The following is a 21,068-nucleotide window of genomic DNA, read 5'->3' on the forward strand; positions in this document are numbered from 1 at the left end:
ACGGTGGGGGTCGCATACGCCGTAGGGGAGTGGTGTCGGGGTGGAGTTGTCCTGGCCGGACATCGCCGCCGGACATCGCCGCCGGACATCGCCCCCGAACCTGGTGATGGACATCGTCCTCGGCGGGGGCGCTTCCTGCGCGCCTCTGCTCGGGGCCGCGATGGTCCACTAGATTGGCAGCTTTGGTGGGCGCGCGCGAGGGAGCGGACTGCGATGTCGGTGGGTGGCGCGCGTGAACGGCGGACCGGGACGGGAGAGCCTGGCGGGCCGGAGGGTGCGGAGAGGTTCGAAGCGGGGGCGGCGGTGCCGCCGTATCCGACGTACCTTCCGGCGGCGGAGCAACACGCCTGGATTCCCGGGCAGCAGCCCGGGGGGCACGGGTTCGATCTGGTGGGGTGGCTCTCCGCGGAGCGGCAGGTGGGGAAGCCGGGGGTGTTCGCGCTGGGGCCTGCGGCGAGGACGCTGCGCGAGCAGGAGGAGCAGGACGTCAAGACCCCGGCCGGCAAGCTGCTGCTGCGCGCGCTGCTGAACCTGGTGGTGGCCTGGTTTGTGTTCAACGAGGCCAGGGGCCCGATGGCCTGGATCGTGATCCAGTTCAAGCCGTCGCTGGCGACATCGGTGGAGTCCAGCGACTCCGTCAACCTGGTGATGAACTTCCTCTACTACGGTCCGGTCGCCCTCCTGATCGCCTGGTTCTTCGGTCGGATGGGCCGCTGGCCGCTGGTGTGGCGTCGCTACGGCCGACCCCTGGTGCGCAGGGCCGTCGCCGCGGCCGCCCGCCCGGGTCCCGGGACCCCGGGCAAGCCCACGTCCCAGGCGAAGGCCAAGACGCAGGCGCCGACTGAGGCGGTGGTGGATCCGTGGTGGGCTTTTCGGCCGTTGGTGGGGGACGGGGGGTTGGCGCTGCTGGATCAGGAGACGGCGGCCGGGCGGGTGGGGGATGTCGACCACCAGCGGTTGAACCGGGCGCTGGAGTGCGTGCGGGACCGCCCCGAGCGGTTGGCCGCGCTGCTGGACGCGGTGCGCGAGCACGGCGCCGCGGCCTGTGCGCACCCCTCCGGGACGCGTGACCTGCCGGGACGGCACGGCGGGCGGCACGATCTGCTGCTGCGTCAGGTGCGGCTCGGCTCCGCCCAGGACGTGCCGAAGAACCCCGCCGCCTACCGCGGCGTGGATCTCGCGCTGGACCCGGCGCTGCTCGGCACCTCGCTGCTCGCGGTGGGTCCGGCCGGGACCGGCAAGACCCGGCGGCTGGCCCGGCCGCTGGCCGAGGCGCTGTGCCTGCAGGCCCTCGCGGGCACCGCCGTCGTGGTCGTGGTCGGTGCGGCCGACGCCGACCTCGGGCCCGAGGGCTGGTACGACGTGGTCGTCGCCCCCGGTGACCCGACCTCCCGCTACGGCCTCGACCTGTACGGAGGGGCCCGCCGACTGGAGGAGGCCGTCGCCCGGTTGGCCGACGCGCTGCTGCCGGAGGAGCTGGCCTCGCGTGCGGAGAGTGCCCGGCAGGCCTTGCAGCAGGTGGTCGTCCCGTACACGGAGGCGTTCGGACGGCCGCCGGGTCTGCGTGAGCTGTGCCTGCTGCTGCGCGGCGAGCCCGTCTCCTGGGACCGGTTGCGCCAGGGGGTGCAGGCCACCGCCGGCGGCGCGGACCACCAGTACGAGCTGGCCCAGCGCGAGCGGATGCACGGTCATGTCGACGACCCGGGGGCGCTGCTGGCGGACCGGCTCAGCCTGCTCGACCGTCCGGCCTTCGCCGGCAGCTTCAACCAGGGCAGCGCACACAGTGGTGCGGAGCTGCCGTTGTTCGCGATGCACGCGTTGGACCACCCGCTGCGGGTGCGGATCGCGCTGCCCGAGCACAGCCACCCCGAGGCGGCCCGGATCATCGCCCGCCTCGCTGTGGGCCAGTTCCTCTACGCGGCGAGCACCCGCCAGGACCGCTCGCTCTTCGCCGGGCTGGTCGTGGACGACGCCTCCGCCGTCATCGACGTCCACTCCGTCCGCGGTCTGCAGCGGCTGCGCGGAGCGCACGCCGGGGCGGCGCTGCTGCTGCGCACCCTGATGGACCTGCCGGAGAACCTGCGCACCCCGCTGTTCGGCGCGGTCGGCGGCCGGATGGCGTTTCCCGGCATCGCCCCCTGGGACGGCACGCTCTTCGCCGAGGCGTGGGGGACGGTGTGGGTGGACGAGCGCGATGTCACCCGCGCGCCGGACACCTCCGGCGGGATCCTCAAGCGCAGCTGGCGCGCGGCCCGGACGCTACTGGCGGGCGAACGGGCGCAGACCGAGAGCGTCACCACCCGCCGGGTGGAACGCCGCCGCTGGTCGCCCTCCGACCTGGCCCAGGTGCTGCCCGGGGGCCACGCGGTGCTGTCGCTGACGGCGGTCGACGGCACGCCGGTGCCGCCGCTGCTCCTGGATCTCCAGAGCTGACGGTTCGCGCGCCGACCACCCGGACAGTGGGGCAGAATCAGGATCGGTCGTTGTCCCACCCGGCCAACACCACCCATGCCGGTGCCGCCAAACCGGCACCGATGCCGCACCCGGCCGCAGCGTCGCGTCCGGGGACCGTCCGCCGAAGGTGACATGACCGTCCACAGCACCGCCAAGAGCACCGCCCAGAATCCGGCCGCGCCCACCAGCGTCACCCTGTCCGCCCTGGTGGGGATACCCGCGCTGCACCTGACCGTGCTCGCGGGGGAGCAGCAGCTGGACCGTCCGGTGCGCTGGGTCCACACCAGCGAGCTGGACGATCCGGCCCCCTATCTGGAGGGCGGCGAGCTGCTGCTCACCACCGGCCTGAAGCTCGGACGGAGCAAGGAGAAGCAGCGCAGCTATGTGCACCGGCTCGCCGACGCGGGGGTGGCCGGGCTCGGCTTCGGGGTCGGGCTCAGCTACGGCGAGGTGCCGACGGCGCTGGTCGAGGCGGCGGCCGAACGCGAGCTGCCGCTGATCGAGGTGCCGCAGGCGACCCCGTTCATCGCGCTCAGCAAAGCCGTCACCGCCGCCCTCGCCGCCGAGCAGTACCTCGCGGTGACCACCAGTTTCGAGGCCCAGGAGGAGCTGACCCGGGCCGCCCTCGGCAAGGACGGCACCGGCGCCCTGGTCCGCCGGCTGGCCGGCCGCCTCGGCGGCTGGGCCGCGCTCTACGACGCGTCGGGGGCGGTGGTCGTGGCCGCGCCGGACTGGGCCGCCCGCCGGGCCAACCGGCTGCGTCCGGAGGTGGACCGGCTGCGCAGCCGTCCGGCCCCCTCCAGCGCGGCGCTGCAGAACGCCCAGAAGGACCAGGACTATGTGGTGCTGCAGTCGCTGGGCGCCGACCGCCGCGCCCGCGGCTTCCTGGCGGTCGGCACCGAGGACCGGCTCACCCCCACCGAGCGCTATGTGGTCAACGCCGCGGTCGCGCTGCTGACGCTGACCCTGGAGCGGTCCCGGGATCTGCGCCGGGCCGAGGAGCGGATGCGTACCGCGCTGCTGCGGCTGGTGCTGGCCGGGGAGATCGCCACCGCCCGTGAGGTCGCCGGGCCGCTGCTGGGCGGTCTGCCCGAGGGCCCGGTCCGGGTGCTGCTCGCCGAGGGGGACCCGCTGTCCGACCTGGGGGACCTGGCCGAGCAGTCCGCCACCCGGACGGGCGAACCGCTGCTGCTCGCTCCGGAGGGCGACCGGCTGGTCATGCTCGCCCTGGACGGCGGCAGCGTGCACACCGACTGCGTGGCGGCGGTGCAGGATCTGGAGGGGCTGTCGCTCGGCATCTCCGCCCCCACCACTCCCGAGGCGGCCGGCGCGGCCTTCGCACAGGCCGAGCGGGCCCTCGCGGTCGCGCTGCGGAGCGGTCGGCGCAGCGTGGACCACGACGAGGTGGGCACCGGGTCGCTGCTGCCGCTGCTCGCCGACGAGGCGGTGCTGGCCTTCGCCGACGCGCTGCTGCGTCCGCTCCGGGAGCACGACCGCACCTCCCGCGGCGACCTGGAGGCGAGCCTGCACGCCTGGCTCTCGCACCACGGCCAGTGGGACGCGGCGGCGGTCGACCTGGGCGTGCACCGGCACACCCTGCGCTACCGGATGCGCCGGGTGGAGGAGCTGCTGGGCCGCTCCCTGGACGACACGGATGTGCGGATGGAGCTGTGGCTGGCGCTGCGCACCCGCGGCGAGCGGTAGGAGCACCAGCGGGGAGCAGCAGCACTACGGACTGTCCTGTCGGCTCCAACCGACTGCTACGCAACGGACAAGCTCCACCGGTGCGGCCCGGTCCTACCTTGTAAGCATTCACCACTTCGCGCAGAAAGGCCGGTGACCTCGGTGACCAGCACCCACGCATTCTGGCTGGCCGGTCGGCAGGAGAGCGGAACGGAGACCTTCGAGGTCCACCACCCCTGGGACGGCAGCCTGGTCGGCACCGTCAGCGTCCCGACCGAGGCCCAGGTCGAGGCCGCCGTGGCCGCCGCGGTCGCGGTGCAGGACGAGTTCGCCGCCACCCCGGCGTACGTCCGCGCCGCCGCGCTGGACCATGTCGCCCGCCGGCTGACCGAGCGGACCGAGGAGCTGGCCCGGCTGATCACCGCCGAGAACGGCAAGCCGATCAAGTGGGCCCGCGGCGAGATCGGCCGCGCCGCCTCGGTCTTCCGCTGGGCCGCCGAGGAGGCCCGCCGCTTCAACAGCGGTGAGGGCCAGCGCCTGGACACCGACGCCGGCGGCACCGGCCGCCTCGCGATCACCCGCCGCTTCACCCGCGGCGTGGTGCTGGGCATCGCGCCGTTCAACTTTCCGCTGAACCTGGTCGCGCACAAGGTCGCCCCGGCGATCGCGGTCGGTGCGCCGATCATCCTGAAGCCGGCCCCGGCCACCCCGCTCTCGGCGCTGGCGCTGGGTGAGATCCTGGCCGAGACCGACCTTCCGGCCGGTTCCTGGAGCGTGCTCCCGGTGGCCAACGACCGGATGCCCGCGCTGGTCCAGGACCCGCGGCTGCCGGTCATCTCCTTCACCGGGTCCGACAAGGTCGGCTACCAGATCCTGGACTCGGTGCCGCGCAAGCACGTCACCCTGGAGCTCGGCGGCAACGCCGCGGCCGTGGTCCTCGCCGACTGGTCCAGCGAGGCCGACCTGGAGTGGGCCGCGACCAGGATCGCCACCTTCGCCAACTACCAGGGCGGCCAGTCCTGCATCTCGGTGCAGCGGGTCATCGCCGACAGCACGGTCTACGACCGGCTGGTGGAGAAGGTGGTCGCCAAGGTCGGCGCCCAGGTCACCGGCGACCCCTCGGACGACGCCGTGGACGTCGGCCCGCTGGTCAACGAGGACGCCGCCAAGCGGGTCGAGTCCTGGGTGGACGAGGCCGTCGCCGCGGGCGCGGTGCTGCACGCCGGCGGCAAGCGCGACGGCGCCTCCTACGCCCCGACCGTGCTCTCCGAGGTCCCGGCCGGGGTCACCCTGGCCACCGAGGAGGTCTTCGGGCCGGTCCTGACACTGACCAGGGCGGACGGGGTCGACGCCGCGTTCGCGCTGGTCAACGACTCCAAGTTCGGGCTGCAGGCGGGTGTCTTCACCCACGACGTGCAGACCGCCTTCAAGGCCCACCGGGTGCTGGAGGTCGGCGGCGTGATCATCGGCGACGCCCCCTCCTACCGTGCCGACCAGATGCCCTACGGCGGGGTCAAGGACTCCGGCACCGGACGCGAGGGCGTGGCCTTCGCGATGACCGACTACACCTACGAGCGGGTGATGGTGCTGACCGGTCTGGCGCTGTAGCCGACCGGTCTGGCGCTGTGGCAGGACCACAACCAGGACCAGGGCCGGCCCTGCCGCCGCAGGGTCGGCCCTACCCCTGGTGATCAGACGTGGACCGAGCGTACGGTCGGAGCGAGGCGGTACTGGCTGGTAGCCCGAACCGAGGTGGTGCTCCATGTCCACACCCAAGGTCACCGAGCGCGAGGCGCGCCGCGTCGCCGAGGAGGCGCGCGAGCAGGACTGGCGAAAGCCCAGCTTCGCCAAGGAGCTGTTCCTCGGCCGCTTCCGGCTCGACCTGATCCACCCCCACCCGCTGCCCGACGCCGAGTCGGTGCGGGTCGGTGAGGAGTTCCTGGCCGGGCTGACCGCCTTCTGCGAGACGAAGATCGACGGCGCGCTGATCGAGCGCGAGGCCAGGATCCCGGACGAGGTGGTCAAGGGCCTGCAGGAGCTCGGCGCCTTCGGGATGAAGATCGACACCGAGTACCAGGGCCTCGGCCTCAGCCAGCTGTACTACAACCGCGCGCTGACCCTGCTGGGCAGCGTCAACCCGGCGATCAGCGCCCTGGTCTCCGCACACCAGTCCATCGGTGTGCCGCAGCCGCTGAAGCAGTTCGGCACCGCGGAGCAGAAGCAGCGCTTCCTGCCGCGCTGCGCCCGTACCGACATCAGCGCCTTTCTGCTGACCGAGCCGGACGTGGGCAGCGACCCGGCCCGGCTGGCCACCGCGGCGGTGCCGAGCGAGGACGGTACGGAGTACGTCCTGGACGGGGTGAAGCTCTGGACCACCAACGGGGTGGTCGCCGACCTGCTGGTGGTGATGGCCCGGGTGCCGAAGTCGGACGGGCACAGGGGCGGGATCAGCGCCTTCGTGGTCGAGGCGGGCTCGCCCGGCATCACCGTGGAGAACCGCAACGCCTTCATGGGCCTGCGCGGCCTGGAGAACGGGGTGACCCGGTTCCACCAGGTGCGGGTGCCGGCCGCGAACCTGATCGGCGCGGAGGGGGCGGGCCTGCGGATCGCGCTGACCACGCTGAACACCGGGCGGCTCTCGCTGCCCGCGATCTGCGCCGGGACCGGCAAGTGGTGCCTGAAGATCGCCCGGGAGTGGTCCGCCGCCCGGGAGCAGTGGGGCCGGCCGATCGCCGAGCACGAGGCGGTGGCCCAGAAGATCTCCTTCATCGCCGCCACCGCGTTCGCGCTGGAGGCCGTGCTCGACCTCTCCAGCCAGATGGCCGACGAGGACCGCAACGACATCAGGATCGAGGCGGCGCTGGCCAAGCTCTACAGCTCGGAGATGGGCTGGCGGATCGCCGACGAGCTGGTCCAGATCCGCGGCGGACGCGGCTACGAGACCGCCGATTCGCTGGCCGCGCGCGGGGAGCGGGCGGTCCCCGCCGAGCAGGTGCTGCGGGACATGCGGATCAATCGGATCTTCGAGGGCTCCACCGAGATCATGCATCTGCTGATCGCCCGCGAGGCGGTGGACGCCCACCTCAAGGTGGCCGGCGAGCTGATCGAGCCGGAGGCCGACCTGAAGCGCAAGGGGCGCGCGGCGGCGCGGGCCGGGGTGTTCTACGCCGGCTGGCTGCCGAAGTTGGCCACCGGGGCCGGTCAACTGCCGACCTCCTTCCGCGAGTTCCACCCAGGTCGGGGCTATGCCGACCTGTCCGGGCACCTGCGCTTCGTCGAACGGGACGCCCGCAAGCTGGCCCGCTCCACCTTCTACGCCATGTCCCGCTGGCAGGGCCGGATGGAGACCAAGCAGGGCTTCCTCGGCCGGATCGTCGACATCGGCGCGGAGCTGTTCGCGATGAGCGCGGTCTGCGTGCGGGCCGAGATGCTGCGGGCCGCGGCCGCGGCCGGTACTGCGGCCGAGCGCGAACAGGGCCGGGCCGCCTACGAGTTGGCGGACCTGTTCTGCCGTCAGGCCAGGATCCGGGTGGACGAGCTGTTCGGCCGGCTCTGGAGCAACACCGACGACCTGGACCGGGCGGTGGCCCGCCGGGTGGTCGACGGCCGCTACACCTGGCTGGAACAGGGCATCCTGGACCCGTCCGGGGAGGGCCCCTGGATCGCCGACTCGACCCCTGGACCGAGTCGCCGGGACGATGTCCACCGGACCGTCGGCTGACCTCGGGTCAGCGCATTCCTCTGTACGATGCCGGACAGGCGTGCGACGGAAGCGTGTGAAAACCGGGGGCCCGCGCGCCGCGTCGGCGTGCGCGTCAGCCTGTCTGGCGTCTGGCCGGCTCCCGGTGCATCCACCGACGAGAACAGGTCATCCAGGTGAGCTACCCGCCGTACGGGCAGAACCCGCAGAACCCGCAGAATCCGCAGCAGCCGCAGAACCCCAATCCCTACGGCCGCCCGCAGCAGCCGCCGCCGCAGCAGCCGCAATACCCGCAGCCGCAGTACCCCCAGCAGCCGAACCCGTACGGGCAACCGCCGCAGAACCCCAATCCGTACGGCCAGCCGCAGCAGCCGCCGAATCCCTACGGCCAGCCGCAGTACCCGCAGAACCCCAACCCCTACGGGCAGCCGCAGCAGCCTCCGTACCCGCAGCAGCCGCAGAACCCCAACCCGTACGGCCGGCAGCCGCCCCAGCAGCAGCCGCCCCAGCAACCGCCCTACGGCGGCCAGCCCCCCTACGGCGGAGGCGGAGGCAGTGGCGGCGGCCCGCAAGGCGGCGGCTCTCAAGGCGGAGGCAACGGCGGAGGAGGCCGCCCGCGTCGTTCCCGTCGGGGCACTTTTGTCGCGGTCGGCGTCGTGCTGGCCCTGGTCGCGGCCGGAACGGCCTACGCCGTGCACGGCAGCAAGTCCAAGACCCCCGCCGCGGCCGCGGGCAACGGTGGCACCAGCAGTGACGGAGGGACCTCCTGGGCCCCGCCGGTCTGGGCCACCAAGGCCAATGACATCGGCCCGGCCGACCCCAACACCGTGGTCACCGGCACCGTCTACTTCGCCAAGGCCAGCAAGGAGGGCGCCGCCGAGTACGCGGCGTCGGTCGGCACCCCGGGCAGCCCGGAGTACCACCACTTCCTGACGCCGGCCGAGTTCCACGCCAAGTTCGCCAGCCACGCCAACGCCAGCACGGCGGTGACCCAGTGGGTGCAGCACGAGGGGATGAAGATCCTCTCCCAGGACTCCGAGTCGATCCAGGTCTCCACCACCATCGCCAAGGTGCAGCAGACCCTCGGTATCAAGATCGACCGGTTCAAGCACAACGGGCAGACCGACCTGTCGCCGACCTCCCAGCCCAAGTACCCGGCCGACGTCGGCGACTACGTGGCCAGCGTCACCGGTCTGACCACCACCAGCCCGGTCAACCAGCCGCCGCCGCCCACCAGGACCAAGCCCAAGAAGAAGAAAAAGAACGCCGCGTTCGCGACCCCGCACACCACGGTCAGGCCCAACACCAGCGGCAGCCAGGACTGCAGCGAGTACTACGGGCAGATCCCGGCGACCGGCTACCCCTCCGCGCCCGGCACCAGCGGGACCCCGCCGATGTACCTCTGCGGCTACACGCCGAAGCAGCTGCGCAGCGCCTACGGGGTCACTGCCAGCGGCCTCACCGGCAAGGGCCTGACCATCGCCGTCGTCGACGCCTACTCCTCGCCGACGATCCAGCAGGACCTGGCCACGTACGACCAGGCGGCGGGCCTTCCGGCGGCCCAGCTGACCGTGGTCAACCCGACCTCCTACGACGCCCGCAGCACCTCGGCCGACGCCGAGGGCTGGTTCGGCGAGGAGACCCTGGACATCGAGGCGGTGCACACCATCGCCCCCGACGCGAAGATCATCTACTACGCGGCCCGCTCCACCGACGCCGCGGCCCTCGACGCCCCGCTGCACACCATCGTGGAGCAGCACTCGGCCGATATCGTCAGCTGCTCCTGGGGCGCGCCCGAGGATGCCGGCGACCAGAACAACTTCGCCGCCGAGACCCAGATCTTCGAGCAGGGCGCGGCCGAGGGCATCAGCTTCAACTTCTCCACCGGCGACGACGGCGACTCCACCGTCGGCGACAACCCGGCGAGCAGGCCGGTGGTGCAGTCGCCCGCCGACAACCCCTGGGTCACCGCGGTCGGCGGCACCTCGCTGGGGATCGGCTCGCAGGGCCAGTACCTCTGGGAGACCGGCTGGGGTGGCAAGCAGCTGAAGCTCAGCGGCAGCAACTGGGACAGCGGCGCGGCGAAGTTCGACGGCGCGGCCGGCGGCGGCAACAGCGCGGTCTTCCCGCAGCCGGACTACCAGAAGGGGATCGTGCCGGACTCGCTCACCAAGGCGGCCAACCCGAGGCAGGCCGGCCGCGAGCTGCCGGACGTCTCCATGCTGGCCGACCCGCGCACCGGCTTTGTGATCGGGATGAGCCAGGGCACGGTCAGCTCCCGCCCGAGCGGCGACGGCGTGCTCTTCAGCGAGTCGGGGACCACCTTCGGCTATATGCCGGTCGGCGGGACCAGCCTGGCCAGCCCGCTGTTCGCCGGGATGGAGGCGCTGGCGATGCAGGCGTCCGGGTCGAAGCTCGGCTATGCCAACCCGGTCCTCTACAAGCTCTACCACTCGCCGCAGTTCCACGACGTGGTGCCGCAGCCCAAGGCGCTGGGGCACGACCCGTTCCAGGTCGCGCCGGACGACAGCGGCAATCCGATCCTGGCCGTCGGCGACACCGACACCTCGCTGCGGACGGCCCAGGGCTATGACGACGTCACCGGGATCGGCAGCCCCGCCCCGGGGTTCCTGAGCTGGTTCAAGGACCATCCCCAGGGCAACTGACCCGGATCGGGGTCCCTTGGGTCTGCTTGTCGGCGGAGCACGCCACAATGGTCCGCATGGAACCTCTCGCCGATCCGCACCTGCGCTTCGTCCCTGTCGTCGCCGACCCCACCGGGCCCCGGGAGCTGGTGATCCTCGGATCCACCGGCTCCATCGGGACCCAGGCCATCGACGTGGTGCTGCGCAACCCCGACCGCTTCCGGGTGGTCGGTCTGTCGGCGGCCGGCGGCCGGGTCGGGCTGCTGGCCGAGCAGGCCATGCGGCTCGGGGTGCGCACGGTCGCCCTGGCGCGGGCCGAGGCGGTTCCCGAGCTGCGGGCCGCACTCGCGGCCCAGGCCGGGCCCGGACAGGAGCTGCCGGAGATCCTGGCCGGTCCTGACGCGGCGGCGGAGCTCGCGGGCCGCGAGTGCCACTCGGTGCTCAACGGCATCACCGGGTCGATCGGCCTGGCCCCGACCCTGGCCGCGCTGGAGGCCGGCCGGGTGCTGGTGCTGGCCAACAAGGAGTCACTGATCGTCGGCGGCCCGCTGGTCAAGGCCATCGCCAAGCCGGGCCAGATCGTGCCGGTGGACTCCGAGCACACCGCGCTGTTCCAGGGGCTGATGGGCGGCACCCGCAAGGAGGTCCGCAAGCTGGTGGTCACCGCCAGCGGCGGCCCGTTCCGCGGTCGGACCAGGGAGCAGCTGGCCGGGGTCACCCGGGAGCAGGCGCTGGCCCACCCCAACTGGGACATGGGACCGGTGATCACCATCAACTCGGCCACCCTGGTGAACAAGGGCCTCGAGGTGATCGAGGCGCACCTGCTCTACGACATTCCGTTCGAGCGGATCGAGGTCGTGGTCCACCCGCAGTCGGTGATTCACTCGATGGTGGAGTTCACGGACGGCTCGACACTGGCCCAGGCCAGCCCGCCGGACATGCGGATGCCCATCGCGCTCGGCCTCGGCTGGCCGGACCGGGTGCCGGACGCGGCTCCGGGATGCGACTGGACCAAGGCCGCGACCTGGGAGTTCTTCCCGCTGGACACCGAGGCGTTCCCCTCGGTCGGCCTGGCCAGGCAGGTCGGCGCCCTGGGCGGTACCGCCCCCGCCGTGTTCAACGCCGCCAACGAGGAGTGCGTCGACGCCTTCCTGGACGGTCGGCTGCCGTTCACAGGGATCGTGGATACGGTGGCCAAGGTGGTGGCCGAGCACGGTCGGCCGAGCGAGGGAACCGCGCTGACGCTGGCGGACGTCCTGGCTGCGGAGACCTGGGCCCGCGCCACCGCGCAGGCTCATATGGCGGCTGCCGGCGGCAGCCCGGCGGTCGGTAACAAGGAAGGTGGCCGATGACGGCACTGATGACGGTCCTCGGCATTGCCATCTTCGCGCTGGGGCTGCTGTTCTCGATCGCGTGGCACGAGCTGGGCCACCTCAGCTGGGCGAAGATCTTCAAGATCCGGGTCCCGCAGTACATGGTCGGCTTCGGCCCGACCGTCTGGTCGCGCAAGAAGGGCGACACCGAGTACGGGCTCAAGGCCATCCCCATGGGTGGATACATCCGCATGATTGGGATGTTCCCCCCGGGTGCCGACGGCCGGATCACCGCCCGCAGCTCCTCGCCCTGGCGCAGCATGATCGAGGATGCTCGCGCGCAGTCCTACGAGGAACTGCTGCCCGGCGACGAGAGCCGGCTGTTCTACACCCGCAAGCCCTGGCAGCGGGTCATCGTCATGTTCGCCGGGCCCTTCATGAACCTGATCCTGGCGTTCGGGCTGTTCCTGGCGCTGTTCATGGGCTTCGGCATCTCCAGCAGCGTGCCGACCGTCAGCACCGTCTCCCAGTGCGTGCTGCAGGCGGGCGACCCCGCCGCCAAGGCCGGCACCTGCGCCCCCGGGGCGACCCCCTCGCCCGCCGCGCAGGCCGGTCTCAAGCCCGGGGACACCATCGTCACCTTCAACGGCGACCGGATCAGCAGCTACGACCAGCTCCAGGACGACATCCGGAAGTCGGCAGGACAGACCGTCCCGATCGTGGTCAAGCGGGACGGTGCGCAGGTCACGCTGACCGCCACGCCGATCAAGAACAAGGTGTACGGGCTGGACTCCAACGGCGACCCGACCACCGGCACCGTCGAGGCCGGATTCCTCGGCATCTCGCCGACCAACGCCCTGGTCCCGCTGAGCTTCGGCGGCACCATGGACCAGATGGGCGACATGGCGAAGACCAGCGTCCACTCGATCCTGGCGCTGCCGTCCAAGATCCCGGCGCTGTGGGACTCCGCCTTCGACGGCGCCCCGCGCACCACCGACCAGCCGGTCGGCGTGGTCGGGGTGGCCCGGGTGGGCGGCGAGGTGTTCGCGATGAAGGCCCCGCTGATCGACAAGTTCGCCCTGGAGATCAACCTGCTGGCGGGCCTCAACCTCTCCCTCTTCCTGCTCAACATGCTGCCGCTGCTCCCGCTGGACGGCGGCCACATCGCCGGCGCGCTGTGGGAGTCGCTGCGCCGCCGGGCCGCCCGGGTCTTCCGCCGTCCCGACCCGGGGCACTTCGACGTCGCCAAGCTGATGCCGGTGGCCTATGTGGTGGCCGGAGTCTTCCTCTGCTTCACCGTGCTGGTCATGATCGCGGACGTGGTGAACCCGGTGAAGATCGGCTGACCGGGAGAATTCCGGACGAACACCGGGTTGCGGGGCTGGACTGGATGTGATTCGGTCCGGCCCCGTGGCGTACGGTTGTGCTGGGTGCGCTGCGACCGATGTCAGCGGCCCGGACCACCGGGAATCCCGGTGGGACCGCCACCTCACCTTGGGGACTTTGCAAGAGATGACCGCGATCTCGCTCGGAATGCCGTCCGCTCCGCTCAAGCCGCTTGCTGTGCGGCGGAAGAGTCGTCAGATCATGGTCGGCAGTGTGGCGGTGGGTGGGGATGCGCCGATCTCGGTGCAGTCGATGACCACGACGGTGACCTCGGACATCAATGCGACGTTGCAGCAGATCGCGGAGTTGACGGCGTCGGGGTGTCAGATCGTGCGGGTGGCGTGTCCCTCGCAGGATGATGCTGATGCGTTGGCGACGATCGCGCGCAAGTCGCAGATTCCGGTGATCGCGGATATTCACTTCCAGCCGAAGTACGTGTTCGCGGCGATCGACGCGGGGTGTGCGGCGGTGCGGGTGAATCCGGGGAACATTCGGCAGTTCGACGACAAGGTCAAGGAGATCGCGCGGGCGGCGGGGGCGGCGGGGGTGCCGATCCGGATCGGGGTCAACGCGGGTTCGCTGGATGCGCGGCTTTTGGCGAAGTACGGGAAGGCGACGCCGGAGGCTCTGGTGGAGTCGGCGTTGTGGGAGTGCTCGTTGTTCGAGGAGCACGGGTTCCGGGACATCAAGATCTCGGTGAAGCACAACGACCCGGTGGTGATGATCGCGGCGTACCGGCTGCTGGCGGCGTCCTGCGACTATCCGCTGCACCTGGGGGTGACCGAGGCGGGTCCCTCGTTCCAGGGGACGATCAAGTCGGCGGTGGCGTTCGGGGCGCTGCTGTCGGAGGGGATCGGGGACACGATCCGGGTCTCGTTGTCGGCTCCGCCGGCGGAGGAGATCAAGGTGGGGAACCAGATCCTGGAGTCGTTGAATCTGCGCCAGCGGGGTCTGGAGATCGTGTCCTGCCCGTCCTGTGGGCGGGCGCAGGTGGATGTGTACAAGTTGGCGGAGGAGGTCACCGCGGGGCTTGAGGGCATGGAGGTGCCGCTGCGGGTGGCCGTGATGGGCTGTGTCGTCAATGGTCCTGGTGAGGCGCGTGAGGCGGATCTGGGGGTGGCGTCGGGCAATGGCAAGGGGCAGATCTTCGTCAAGGGCGAGGTGATCAAGACTGTGCCGGAATCCAAGATCGTGGAGACGCTGATCGAGGAGGCACTGAAGCTCGCCGAGCAGATGCAGGCCGAGGGTGTCGCGTCCGGTGAGCCCGTCGTCGCTGTCAGTGAGTAATCACTCACCGCACGCTGGAGAGGGGCAGCGAACCTGTGCCCCTCTCTCTGCTCAACCGCGCCCGACGGGATAGGGTTCCTCCGTGCTGAGCAGTTCGGTGACGTCGACGCGGGTGCTGGAACCCGGTGACCTCCCGGCTGCCCTGGAGGTGCTCGACCGCGACCCCATCGCCAACGCCTTCGTCGCCGCCCGGGTCGCCATCGCCGGGCTCGACTCCTGGCGTCTCGGCGGCGAGATGTGGGGCTGGTACGAGGGCGGCCGGCTGGCGGCGATGTGCTACGCGGGGGCCAATCTGGTCCCGCTGAGCGCCGGCCCCGACGCGGTACGGGCCTTCGCCGACCGGGCCCGGCGGCAGGGGCGCCGCTGTTCCTCCATCGTCGGTCCGGCCGAACCCACCGCCCTGCTGTGGTCACTGCTGGAACCGAGCTGGGGTCCGGCCCGCGAGGTCCGCCCCAACCAGCCGCTGATGGCCAGCTGGCAGCCCTCCACCGAGATCGCCCCCGACCCCCGCTGTCGCCGGGTGCGCCGGGACGAGATGGACCTGCTGGTCCCCGCCTGCGTCGCGATGTTCACCGAGGAGGTCGGGGTCTCCCCGCTCGCCGGTGACGGCGGCCTGCTCTACCGCGCCAGGATCGCCGAGCTGGTCAGCACGGGGCGGGCCTTCGCCCGCTTCGAGGCGGGCAAGGTGGTCTTCAAGGCGGAGATCGGTGCGGTCACCCCGCACGCCTGCCAGATCCAGGGCGTCTGGGTCGCGCCCGGACACCGCGGCCGCGGGCTTTCCGAGAGCGGTATGGCCGCGGTGGTGGAGCACGCGCTCCGAGAGGTGGCCCCGGTGGTGAGCCTCTATGTGAACGATTTCAACACCGCCGCGAGGGCCGCGTACCGACGGGTGGGCTTCTCGGAAGTAGGCACGTTCATGAGCGTGCTCTTTTGATTCGGCGCATGATCCGGTGCACCTTTTGAGCGTTTGATCGACGCCTGAGGCAGATGTTCCAGGAACCCTCTCGTACGGGTGCGCGCCATGCATAAACTCGCGCCGTCTTCACCCTTCCAGGAGTGCCACCGTGTGACGGACACTCCGGGGTGCCCTTCGGTAGAGGACCGCCTATGCCCAGTTCCCCACGCCGGCACGGCAGGCTGTCCGGCCGCCGCCGGACCAGGTACAGCTACCTGTTCGGAGCCCTGAGCGGATTCCTGGGCCTGGCGGCCCTGCTCGGTACCGCTCTCGGGGCCACCGGTGGCGCCCCGGCCGCGGCGCCCGACACCAACTGCACCCTGACCGTCCCGGCGAACCCGCTGAGCGCCAAGGGCCTCGCCACGCCCTACCTGCTCTCCGCCACCGACCGGCGACAGGGCCCCTGCCACGAGGCCGACACCGACCAGTCCGCCTTCGTCCAGGCCACCGTGGTCGATCCGGCCACCGGCGCGCTGTCGGTCTACGACCCGCTGGTGATCGACAAGGGCACCAAGCCCGCGGTCGCCCCGGTCCGGCCCAAGCTCCCGCCGCACGCCGTGGTCGGCATCTGGTTCGGCTTCAACGCCGACAACCTCACCCTGCGCGGGACCAACGGCAGCCTCAGCGCCGGGCAGTGCGTCAACGGCCTCGGGACGTCGCTCTTCACGCAGTTCGCCTACTGCAACGCCCCGGCCTTCTTCCGCGCCGCCAACACCGCCGAGCGCGCGGGGAAGCTGGTCGTCCCGCCGCTCGGCACCGGCAAGGACGGCAAGGCGTGCATGAGCACCCGTGACTTCGGCCTGATCGACCAGGACCAGAGCGACAACGTCACCACCGACTACCTGGCCACCGCCGACGGCAGGACAGCGCAGAAGAACGCCGCCGACACCACCGCCCTGCCCGGCGCGAGCTCGCTGCTGAACGGCAGCGACAACCTGCTGCTGATCGCCTTCGTCGACCCGGCCCTCGGCTGCACCCCCTTCACCGCGCCGGACCTGGCCGACCCCGGGCAGCGGGTCACCTCGCTCGGCCTGGACGAACTGCAGGCGGCCCGCTTCCAGGCCGCGCCGATCGCGCTGGTCCCGGTCAACGACCCGATGGTCCAGATCGACGGGAAGACCAGCCGCGCCAAGACCGACCTCTACCGGGCGGGTGTGGACATGCCCCGGCTGAGCGGCGCCGACCAGGGCGACCCGCTGGCCTACTGCACCGGTCTGGCCACGACCGGCGCCCAGCGGATCAACGACGACCGGCAGTTCTTCGCCCCGGCGGTGTCCCCGGACGACGGCACCAACCTGTTCGACTTCCTGACCGCGCGCCTGGCCGCCTCCCTCACCAACCTCAACTGCCCCCAGGCCGCGGGCGCCTCCGGCAGCCCGTCCGGCACCGCCTCGGCGAGCGCCCCGGCCGGCGGCTCCGCGAGTGCCTCCGGCAGCCTGCCCGCGAGCGCCTCGTCCGGCGGACAGGACAGCGCCTCGGCGAGTGCCTCCGGCACACCGCCTGCGAGCGCCTCCGCGAGCCCGTCCGGCAGCGAGTCGGCGACCACCGTGGTCACCCCGTCCGCCACCATGATCGGCGAACCGGCGACCAGTCCCACACCCTCCAGCCCCGCACCCAGCAGTCCCGCGGCCACGTCCAGCACGGCCACCCGCGCCGTCGCCGCGGGCTTGATCGGCACCGCCCTGACCGGGTCGCCGAGCGCCACCGCCGCCCCGGCCGCCCCGGTCGGAGCCGTCCCGGCGGCCGCCGCCCTCGGCCTCGCCGACACCGGGGCGGCGGGCTCGCCGATGCCCTATCTCGGCCTCGCCGTCTCGCTGATCCTGTTCGGTCTCTCGGCCTTCCTCCTGGTCGGTCGGCGCGAGCCTGCATGCCGCTCGTGACACTCGAGTCCGACCGGGTAACCTGCGAGGCCATGAATGACGTCACGATCGAGCCCTTCGACCTCGCCGGCCGGGCCGCCGAGGCCCTCGCGGTCCAGGCCGCCGCCTTCGGGCTGAGCAGCGACGAGGTCGCGGTGCGGCTGCAGATCGTGGGCCGCCATGCCCTGGTCCCCGGCGTACGGGCCTTCGGCGCGGTCGAGCGCAGCCATCCGGGGGCCTGGGGCCGGCTGGTCGGCTTCGGCTACGGGATGCCCAATGACCGCGCGCACTGGTGGAGTTCGGTGATCGAGCCGCATCTGGAGGCGAACGGCAACGGCATCTGGCTGGACCAGTCGTTCTCGGTCACCGAGCTGCATGTCCACCCCGACCACCAGGGCCTGGGGCTCGGCCGACGCCTGATCACCACCCTGTGCGCGGGGAGCAGCCTGCCCAGGACGATCCTGTCGGCGATCGACCGGGACACCCCGGCCCGGGTGCTCTACCGCTCGCTCGGCTACCGCGACCTGGCCAACCAGGTGATGTTCCCCAACACCAGCGTCCCCTACGCGGTGATGGGCGCCCGCCTGCCGTTCCCACCCCGCCCCTGACCGTGCCTCAGCACCAGGCCCCGGCCGGAGGGCCTCAGCGCTGCGCGGGCAGCGTGGCCAGCAGCCGGAAGCCCGACTCCGACGGCTCGGCCGTCAGCGTCCCGCCGGCCGCGGCCACCCGCTCGGTCAGCCCGCGCAGCCCGTTGCCGTCGCCGGCCGCCGCCGGGCAGCCGGTGCCGTCGTTGCTGATGCTCAGTCGGACCGGGTCCGAGCCGCGGTCGAGGTCGATCTCGCAGTGCTGCGCCCCGGAGCCGTGCCGCACCACATTGGTGACGCCCTCCCGGACCACCCAGGCCAGCAGGCCCTCGGCCTGGGCCGGCAGCGGCGGCCCCGACTCGCGGACCACGGATTCGATGCTGGCCGCGCTCAGCAGCGAGCGGGCGCGGTGCAGTTCCTCGGTCAGGCCGGTCTCCCGGTAGCCGCTGACGGCCTCCCGGATCTCGGCGAGGGCCTTGCGGCTGACCTGTTCGATGTCCTCGGCCTGGGCCAGCGCGGCCTTCAGGTCGGTCGGCGCCAGCCTGCGGACCACCTCGGCCTTGAGCGCGATCACCGACATGCTGTGGCCGAGCAGGTCGTGCAGGTCCCGGCTGAACCGCAGCCGCTCCTCGGCGACCGCCGCCCGCGCCAACTCCTCACGGGTCTCCTTGAGCTGGCTCACCACGGAGAACAGCTTGAGCATCACAAAGACGATCGCCCCCGGCAGCAGGCTGCTCCAGGCGATGCTGAGCATGTCCCCGTGGCTCTGGCCGCGCATGTAGGAGGTCAGCGCGGCCAGCCCGGGAATGCCGAGCAGCACCAGCGGGCCCAGCCGGTTCGGGACCACCACCGCGCAGGCGATGGCCAGCAGCGGGTACAGGGTCAGCGCGTTCGGCAGCGACCCGGCCAGCGCGCCGGTGACCGGCACCATGACCAGCGCCAGCGCCACCGGCAGCCGGCCGTCCTGGACCCGGGGGGTGAAGGCGCTGACCACCGTCCCCGCGTAGAGCAGCACGAACAGGCCGAGCCCGGACATCGCCGCCACCGGGCGCGGGTAGGTGCCGTGCAGCACGCTCAGCAGCGGTTCCAGCACCAGCAGCCCCCAGGGCAGCAGGGTGAACGGGTTGAAGCCGCGGATCTTGGCGATCTCCTGGTCGGTGATCCGCTTGCGACGGGGGCTGGGCTGGCCGGCCACAGGCGCGGTCCTCTCATGGGGTCTTGGCGGTCGGATGACGGAAGGGTCAGAGCATCGCGGCGAACTCCAGGTACAGCGCCGCCTGGGCGGTGTCGCCGTGCTCCAGGCTCCAGGTGCCGGCCTCCACCGTCCGGAACAGGGTCCAGCCGCGCAGCCGGTCCCGGTCCACCTCGACCGCGTCCGACAGCCGCTGCAGTCGGCGCCGGGCGGCGGCCGGCGGTCCGGGGACGCCGGACAGCGTCTCCAGCCGGTCCTGCGCCAGCCAGGCCAGGTCATAGGCCCGTTCGCCGACGAGGGGCTTGGGGTCGATGGCCAGCCAGGGCGAGCGCTCGGCCGAGAGCACATTGCCGTGGTGGAAGTCGCCGTGCAGCAGGACCTCCTCGGTGGAACCGGCCAGCAGTTCCGCCGCCACCGCCAGCGCCTCGTCCACCAGCGGTCGAAGCTCCTGGTCGGGTACCAGGTCCCGGCGCCGGCGAAGGTCGTCGCAGAGCCCGGCGACCCGGTCGGCCACCCGGGTGAAGGGGTGCTGCTCGGGCGGGGCGACCCAGAGCCGCTGCAGGGTGCCCGCGGCCTCCAGCATCGCCTTGCCCTCGGCCAGCGACAGCAGCGGCACCTCCCCGTGCAGCCGCTCCAGCAGCATCGCCTGGTCCGCCGGTGCGGCCTCGAACAGCCGGACCGCTCCGCGTCCGTCCCAGTGTGCCAGTGCGGCGTGCTCCTGCTCGGACTCGGGTCCGGGAAGTCCCAGCTTCAGTACGGCCGGTGAGTCGTCGTCACGTCGGACGTAGACCACCAGGCTGACCTGCCCGCCGGGTTCGAACACCCGCTCAAGCGTCAGCTTCCATTGGTCCAGGTAGTCCCGCACCAGCTGCGGCAGCGACTGCAGCCAGGCTGTTCCCGCTGCGCCCTCCCAGGCTCCGACGGTCTCCCTGAGTCGGACCGGAATGGTGATCTGCTGCTCCGCTGCTGACATGCCGGCCTTTCGGTTGTTCGCCCCCGTGGTGGTGCCCGCCACCATTGTCAGCCATCCGCAAGTCCGGGGAGGGCACTGCCGCTGCCGCGCCAGGCGAGGGTGTCCAGGGCCGACTGCCGCAGCGCGGCGGCCATGGTGCCGCGCAGCGGACCGGCCGTGGCCTGCACGGCATTGGCGTAGACGGCGCAGATCCGGTCCTCGACCAGCCCGGCCAGCCGCACCGCCGAGGCCGACCCGGTGACCGCGCTCGGCAGTCGGTACGCCGGGGCGGCCGGGACCGGGGCGGCCCCCGAGGCCGCTATCCGCTGCTGCAGCGCCCCGCGCCGGGCCCGGTGCGCCTGGTAGGAGGCGGTGGCCCGGCTCCGCCGCGCGCCGCTGAGCTGGGCGCCGACCACCCCGTAGGCGTAGACGGCGGAGTCCTCCGCGGCCAGCGCCGCCTGCAGCGCGGCCAGCGCGGGGGCGGGCAGCCGGACGGCCGTGACCGGTGCGGCCGCCGGACCGGCCGGGACGCTTCCGCGCAGCAGCATCGAGTGCTGTGCGGCGCAGGCGGCCGCGGCGGCGAGCTGCCGGGCCAGCGCGGGGGAGGCCTTCGCCAGGTCGGCGGTCCTGGTCGCGGCGGTGTCCTGCTCGGCGGCGTCCAGGGCGAGCAGCGCCGTCCCGGCGTCGGCCGGGACAGGGTCAGGGGCAGCCGTGGTGGTCTCCGCCCCCGGTCCCGCCGTGGCCGCAGTGCCCTCGAACACCGTCAGCTGGGTGCCGAGCTGGGTCCGCAGCGGGGTCAGCCGGGTCCCCAGCTCGGGAAAGGCCAGCAGGGTCGCGTCGTAGCGCGCGGCCAGGGTGCGGGTGGCGCTGAGCGCCCGGGCCCGGACCGGCAGGTCGGGGTCGGGGCCGAGCAGGCTGCGGGCGCTGCGGCCGTCCGCGGAGCCGCCGGTGGTGCTGCTGCCGCAGGCGGTGAGCAGGCCGAGCAGGCCGGCGGTGATCAGGGAGCGGCGCCCGATCCCGGAAGCGGAGGTGGTCACGATCAGGGACGGTACCGAAAG

At 72.3% G+C, this 21,068-nt stretch carries 15 protein-coding genes; 12 read left to right on the forward strand and 3 right to left on the reverse strand.

Annotation, left to right across the window (positions count from 1 at the left end):
• The first annotated feature begins 40 nt into the window (after positions 1–40).
• The 12 genes from ACXKR8_RS34050 (at position 41) to ACXKR8_RS34105 (ending at position 17,890) form a co-directional block, all read left to right on the forward strand.
• The gene (locus tag ACXKR8_RS34050) at positions 41–172 is read left to right on the forward strand and encodes a hypothetical protein (RefSeq protein WP_462099949.1); all 132 of its coding nucleotides are present in this window, start codon (positions 41–43) and stop codon (positions 170–172) included.
• 245 nt (positions 173–417) lie between these two features.
• Positions 418–2,433, forward strand: coding sequence for an ATP-binding protein (locus tag ACXKR8_RS34055; RefSeq protein ID WP_458268402.1), 2,016 nt, complete (start codon positions 418–420; stop codon positions 2,431–2,433).
• Positions 2,434–2,586: 153 nt separating this feature from the next.
• On the forward strand, positions 2,587–4,158 hold the full coding sequence (locus tag ACXKR8_RS34060) for a PucR family transcriptional regulator (RefSeq protein ID WP_458268403.1): 1,572 nt from the start codon (positions 2,587–2,589) through the stop codon (positions 4,156–4,158).
• A 141-nt stretch (positions 4,159–4,299) separates the two neighbouring features.
• The gene (locus ACXKR8_RS34065; protein ID WP_458268404.1) at positions 4,300–5,745 is read left to right on the forward strand and encodes an aldehyde dehydrogenase family protein; all 1,446 of its coding nucleotides are present in this window, start codon (positions 4,300–4,302) and stop codon (positions 5,743–5,745) included.
• A 154-nt stretch (positions 5,746–5,899) separates the two neighbouring features.
• Positions 5,900–7,858: an acyl-CoA dehydrogenase family protein gene (locus ACXKR8_RS34070; protein WP_458268405.1), complete on the forward strand. Its 1,959-nt coding sequence runs from the start codon at positions 5,900–5,902 to the stop codon at positions 7,856–7,858.
• Positions 7,859–8,013: 155 nt separating this feature from the next.
• Positions 8,014–10,503, forward strand: a complete 2,490-nt coding sequence (locus ACXKR8_RS34075; RefSeq protein WP_458268406.1) for a S53 family peptidase — start codon at positions 8,014–8,016, stop codon at positions 10,501–10,503.
• Positions 10,504–10,559: 56 nt separating this feature from the next.
• Positions 10,560–11,834: a 1-deoxy-D-xylulose-5-phosphate reductoisomerase gene (gene dxr, locus ACXKR8_RS34080; protein WP_458268407.1), complete on the forward strand. Its 1,275-nt coding sequence runs from the start codon at positions 10,560–10,562 to the stop codon at positions 11,832–11,834.
• A complete protein-coding gene (locus ACXKR8_RS34085) occupies positions 11,831–13,141 on the forward strand; it encodes a M50 family metallopeptidase (RefSeq protein ID WP_458268408.1) in 1,311 nt (436 codons plus the stop codon). Before dxr ends, ACXKR8_RS34085 begins: the two co-directional genes overlap by 4 nt.
• A 166-nt stretch (positions 13,142–13,307) precedes the next feature.
• Positions 13,308–14,468, forward strand: coding sequence for a flavodoxin-dependent (E)-4-hydroxy-3-methylbut-2-enyl-diphosphate synthase (gene ispG / locus ACXKR8_RS34090; protein WP_458268409.1), 1,161 nt, complete (start codon positions 13,308–13,310; stop codon positions 14,466–14,468).
• Positions 14,469–14,553: 85 nt separating this feature from the next.
• Positions 14,554–15,402 carry a GNAT family N-acetyltransferase gene (locus tag ACXKR8_RS34095; protein ID WP_458275156.1) on the forward strand — a complete coding sequence of 283 codons (849 nt, stop codon included), beginning with the start codon at positions 14,554–14,556 and terminating at the stop codon, positions 15,400–15,402.
• Positions 15,403–15,575: 173 nt separating this feature from the next.
• The gene (locus ACXKR8_RS34100; RefSeq protein ID WP_458268410.1) at positions 15,576–17,303 is read left to right on the forward strand and encodes a hypothetical protein; all 1,728 of its coding nucleotides are present in this window, start codon (positions 15,576–15,578) and stop codon (positions 17,301–17,303) included.
• Positions 17,304–17,335: 32 nt separating this feature from the next.
• Complete coding sequence (locus tag ACXKR8_RS34105) at positions 17,336–17,890, forward strand: GNAT family N-acetyltransferase (RefSeq protein ID WP_458268411.1); 555 nt, start codon at positions 17,336–17,338, stop codon at positions 17,888–17,890.
• Between the two features lie 34 nt (positions 17,891–17,924).
• Here ACXKR8_RS34105 and ACXKR8_RS34110 read toward each other — a convergent pair whose 3' ends face one another.
• The 3 genes from ACXKR8_RS34110 to ACXKR8_RS34120 are packed head-to-tail and all read right to left on the reverse strand — an operon-like array spanning position 17,925 to position 21,047.
• The gene (locus ACXKR8_RS34110; protein WP_458268412.1) at positions 17,925–19,061 is read right to left on the reverse strand and encodes a sensor histidine kinase; all 1,137 of its coding nucleotides are present in this window, start codon (positions 19,059–19,061) and stop codon (positions 17,925–17,927) included.
• 46 nt (positions 19,062–19,107) lie between these two features.
• Complete coding sequence (locus tag ACXKR8_RS34115) at positions 19,108–20,031, reverse strand: aminoglycoside phosphotransferase family protein (RefSeq protein WP_458268413.1); 924 nt, start codon at positions 20,029–20,031, stop codon at positions 19,108–19,110.
• 47 nt (positions 20,032–20,078) lie between these two features.
• Positions 20,079–21,047 (reverse strand): ferritin-like domain-containing protein, encoded by a 969-nt coding sequence (locus ACXKR8_RS34120; protein ID WP_458268414.1) that lies wholly within the window; start codon positions 21,045–21,047, stop codon positions 20,079–20,081.
• Between the last annotated feature and the right edge of the window lie 21 nt (positions 21,048–21,068).

This window comes from Streptacidiphilus sp. PAMC 29251 (genome assembly GCF_054208735.2).

Coding starts and splice junctions, on each gene's coding strand:
- ACXKR8_RS34060 (WP_458268403.1), top strand. CDS start 2,587: ATGACCGTCCACAGCACCGCCAAGAGCACCGCCCAGAATCCGGCCGCG.
- ACXKR8_RS34070 (WP_458268405.1), top strand. CDS start 5,900: ATGTCCACACCCAAGGTCACCGAGCGCGAGGCGCGCCGCGTCGCCGAG.
- dxr (WP_458268407.1), top strand. CDS start 10,560: ATGGAACCTCTCGCCGATCCGCACCTGCGCTTCGTCCCTGTCGTCGCC.
- ACXKR8_RS34085 (WP_458268408.1), top strand. CDS start 11,831: ATGACGGCACTGATGACGGTCCTCGGCATTGCCATCTTCGCGCTGGGG.
- ispG (WP_458268409.1), top strand. CDS start 13,308: ATGACCGCGATCTCGCTCGGAATGCCGTCCGCTCCGCTCAAGCCGCTT.
- ACXKR8_RS34100 (WP_458268410.1), top strand. CDS start 15,576: ATGCCCAGTTCCCCACGCCGGCACGGCAGGCTGTCCGGCCGCCGCCGG.
- ACXKR8_RS34105 (WP_458268411.1), top strand. CDS start 17,336: ATGAATGACGTCACGATCGAGCCCTTCGACCTCGCCGGCCGGGCCGCC.
- ACXKR8_RS34115 (WP_458268413.1), bottom strand. CDS start 20,031: ATGTCAGCAGCGGAGCAGCAGATCACCATTCCGGTCCGACTCAGGGAG.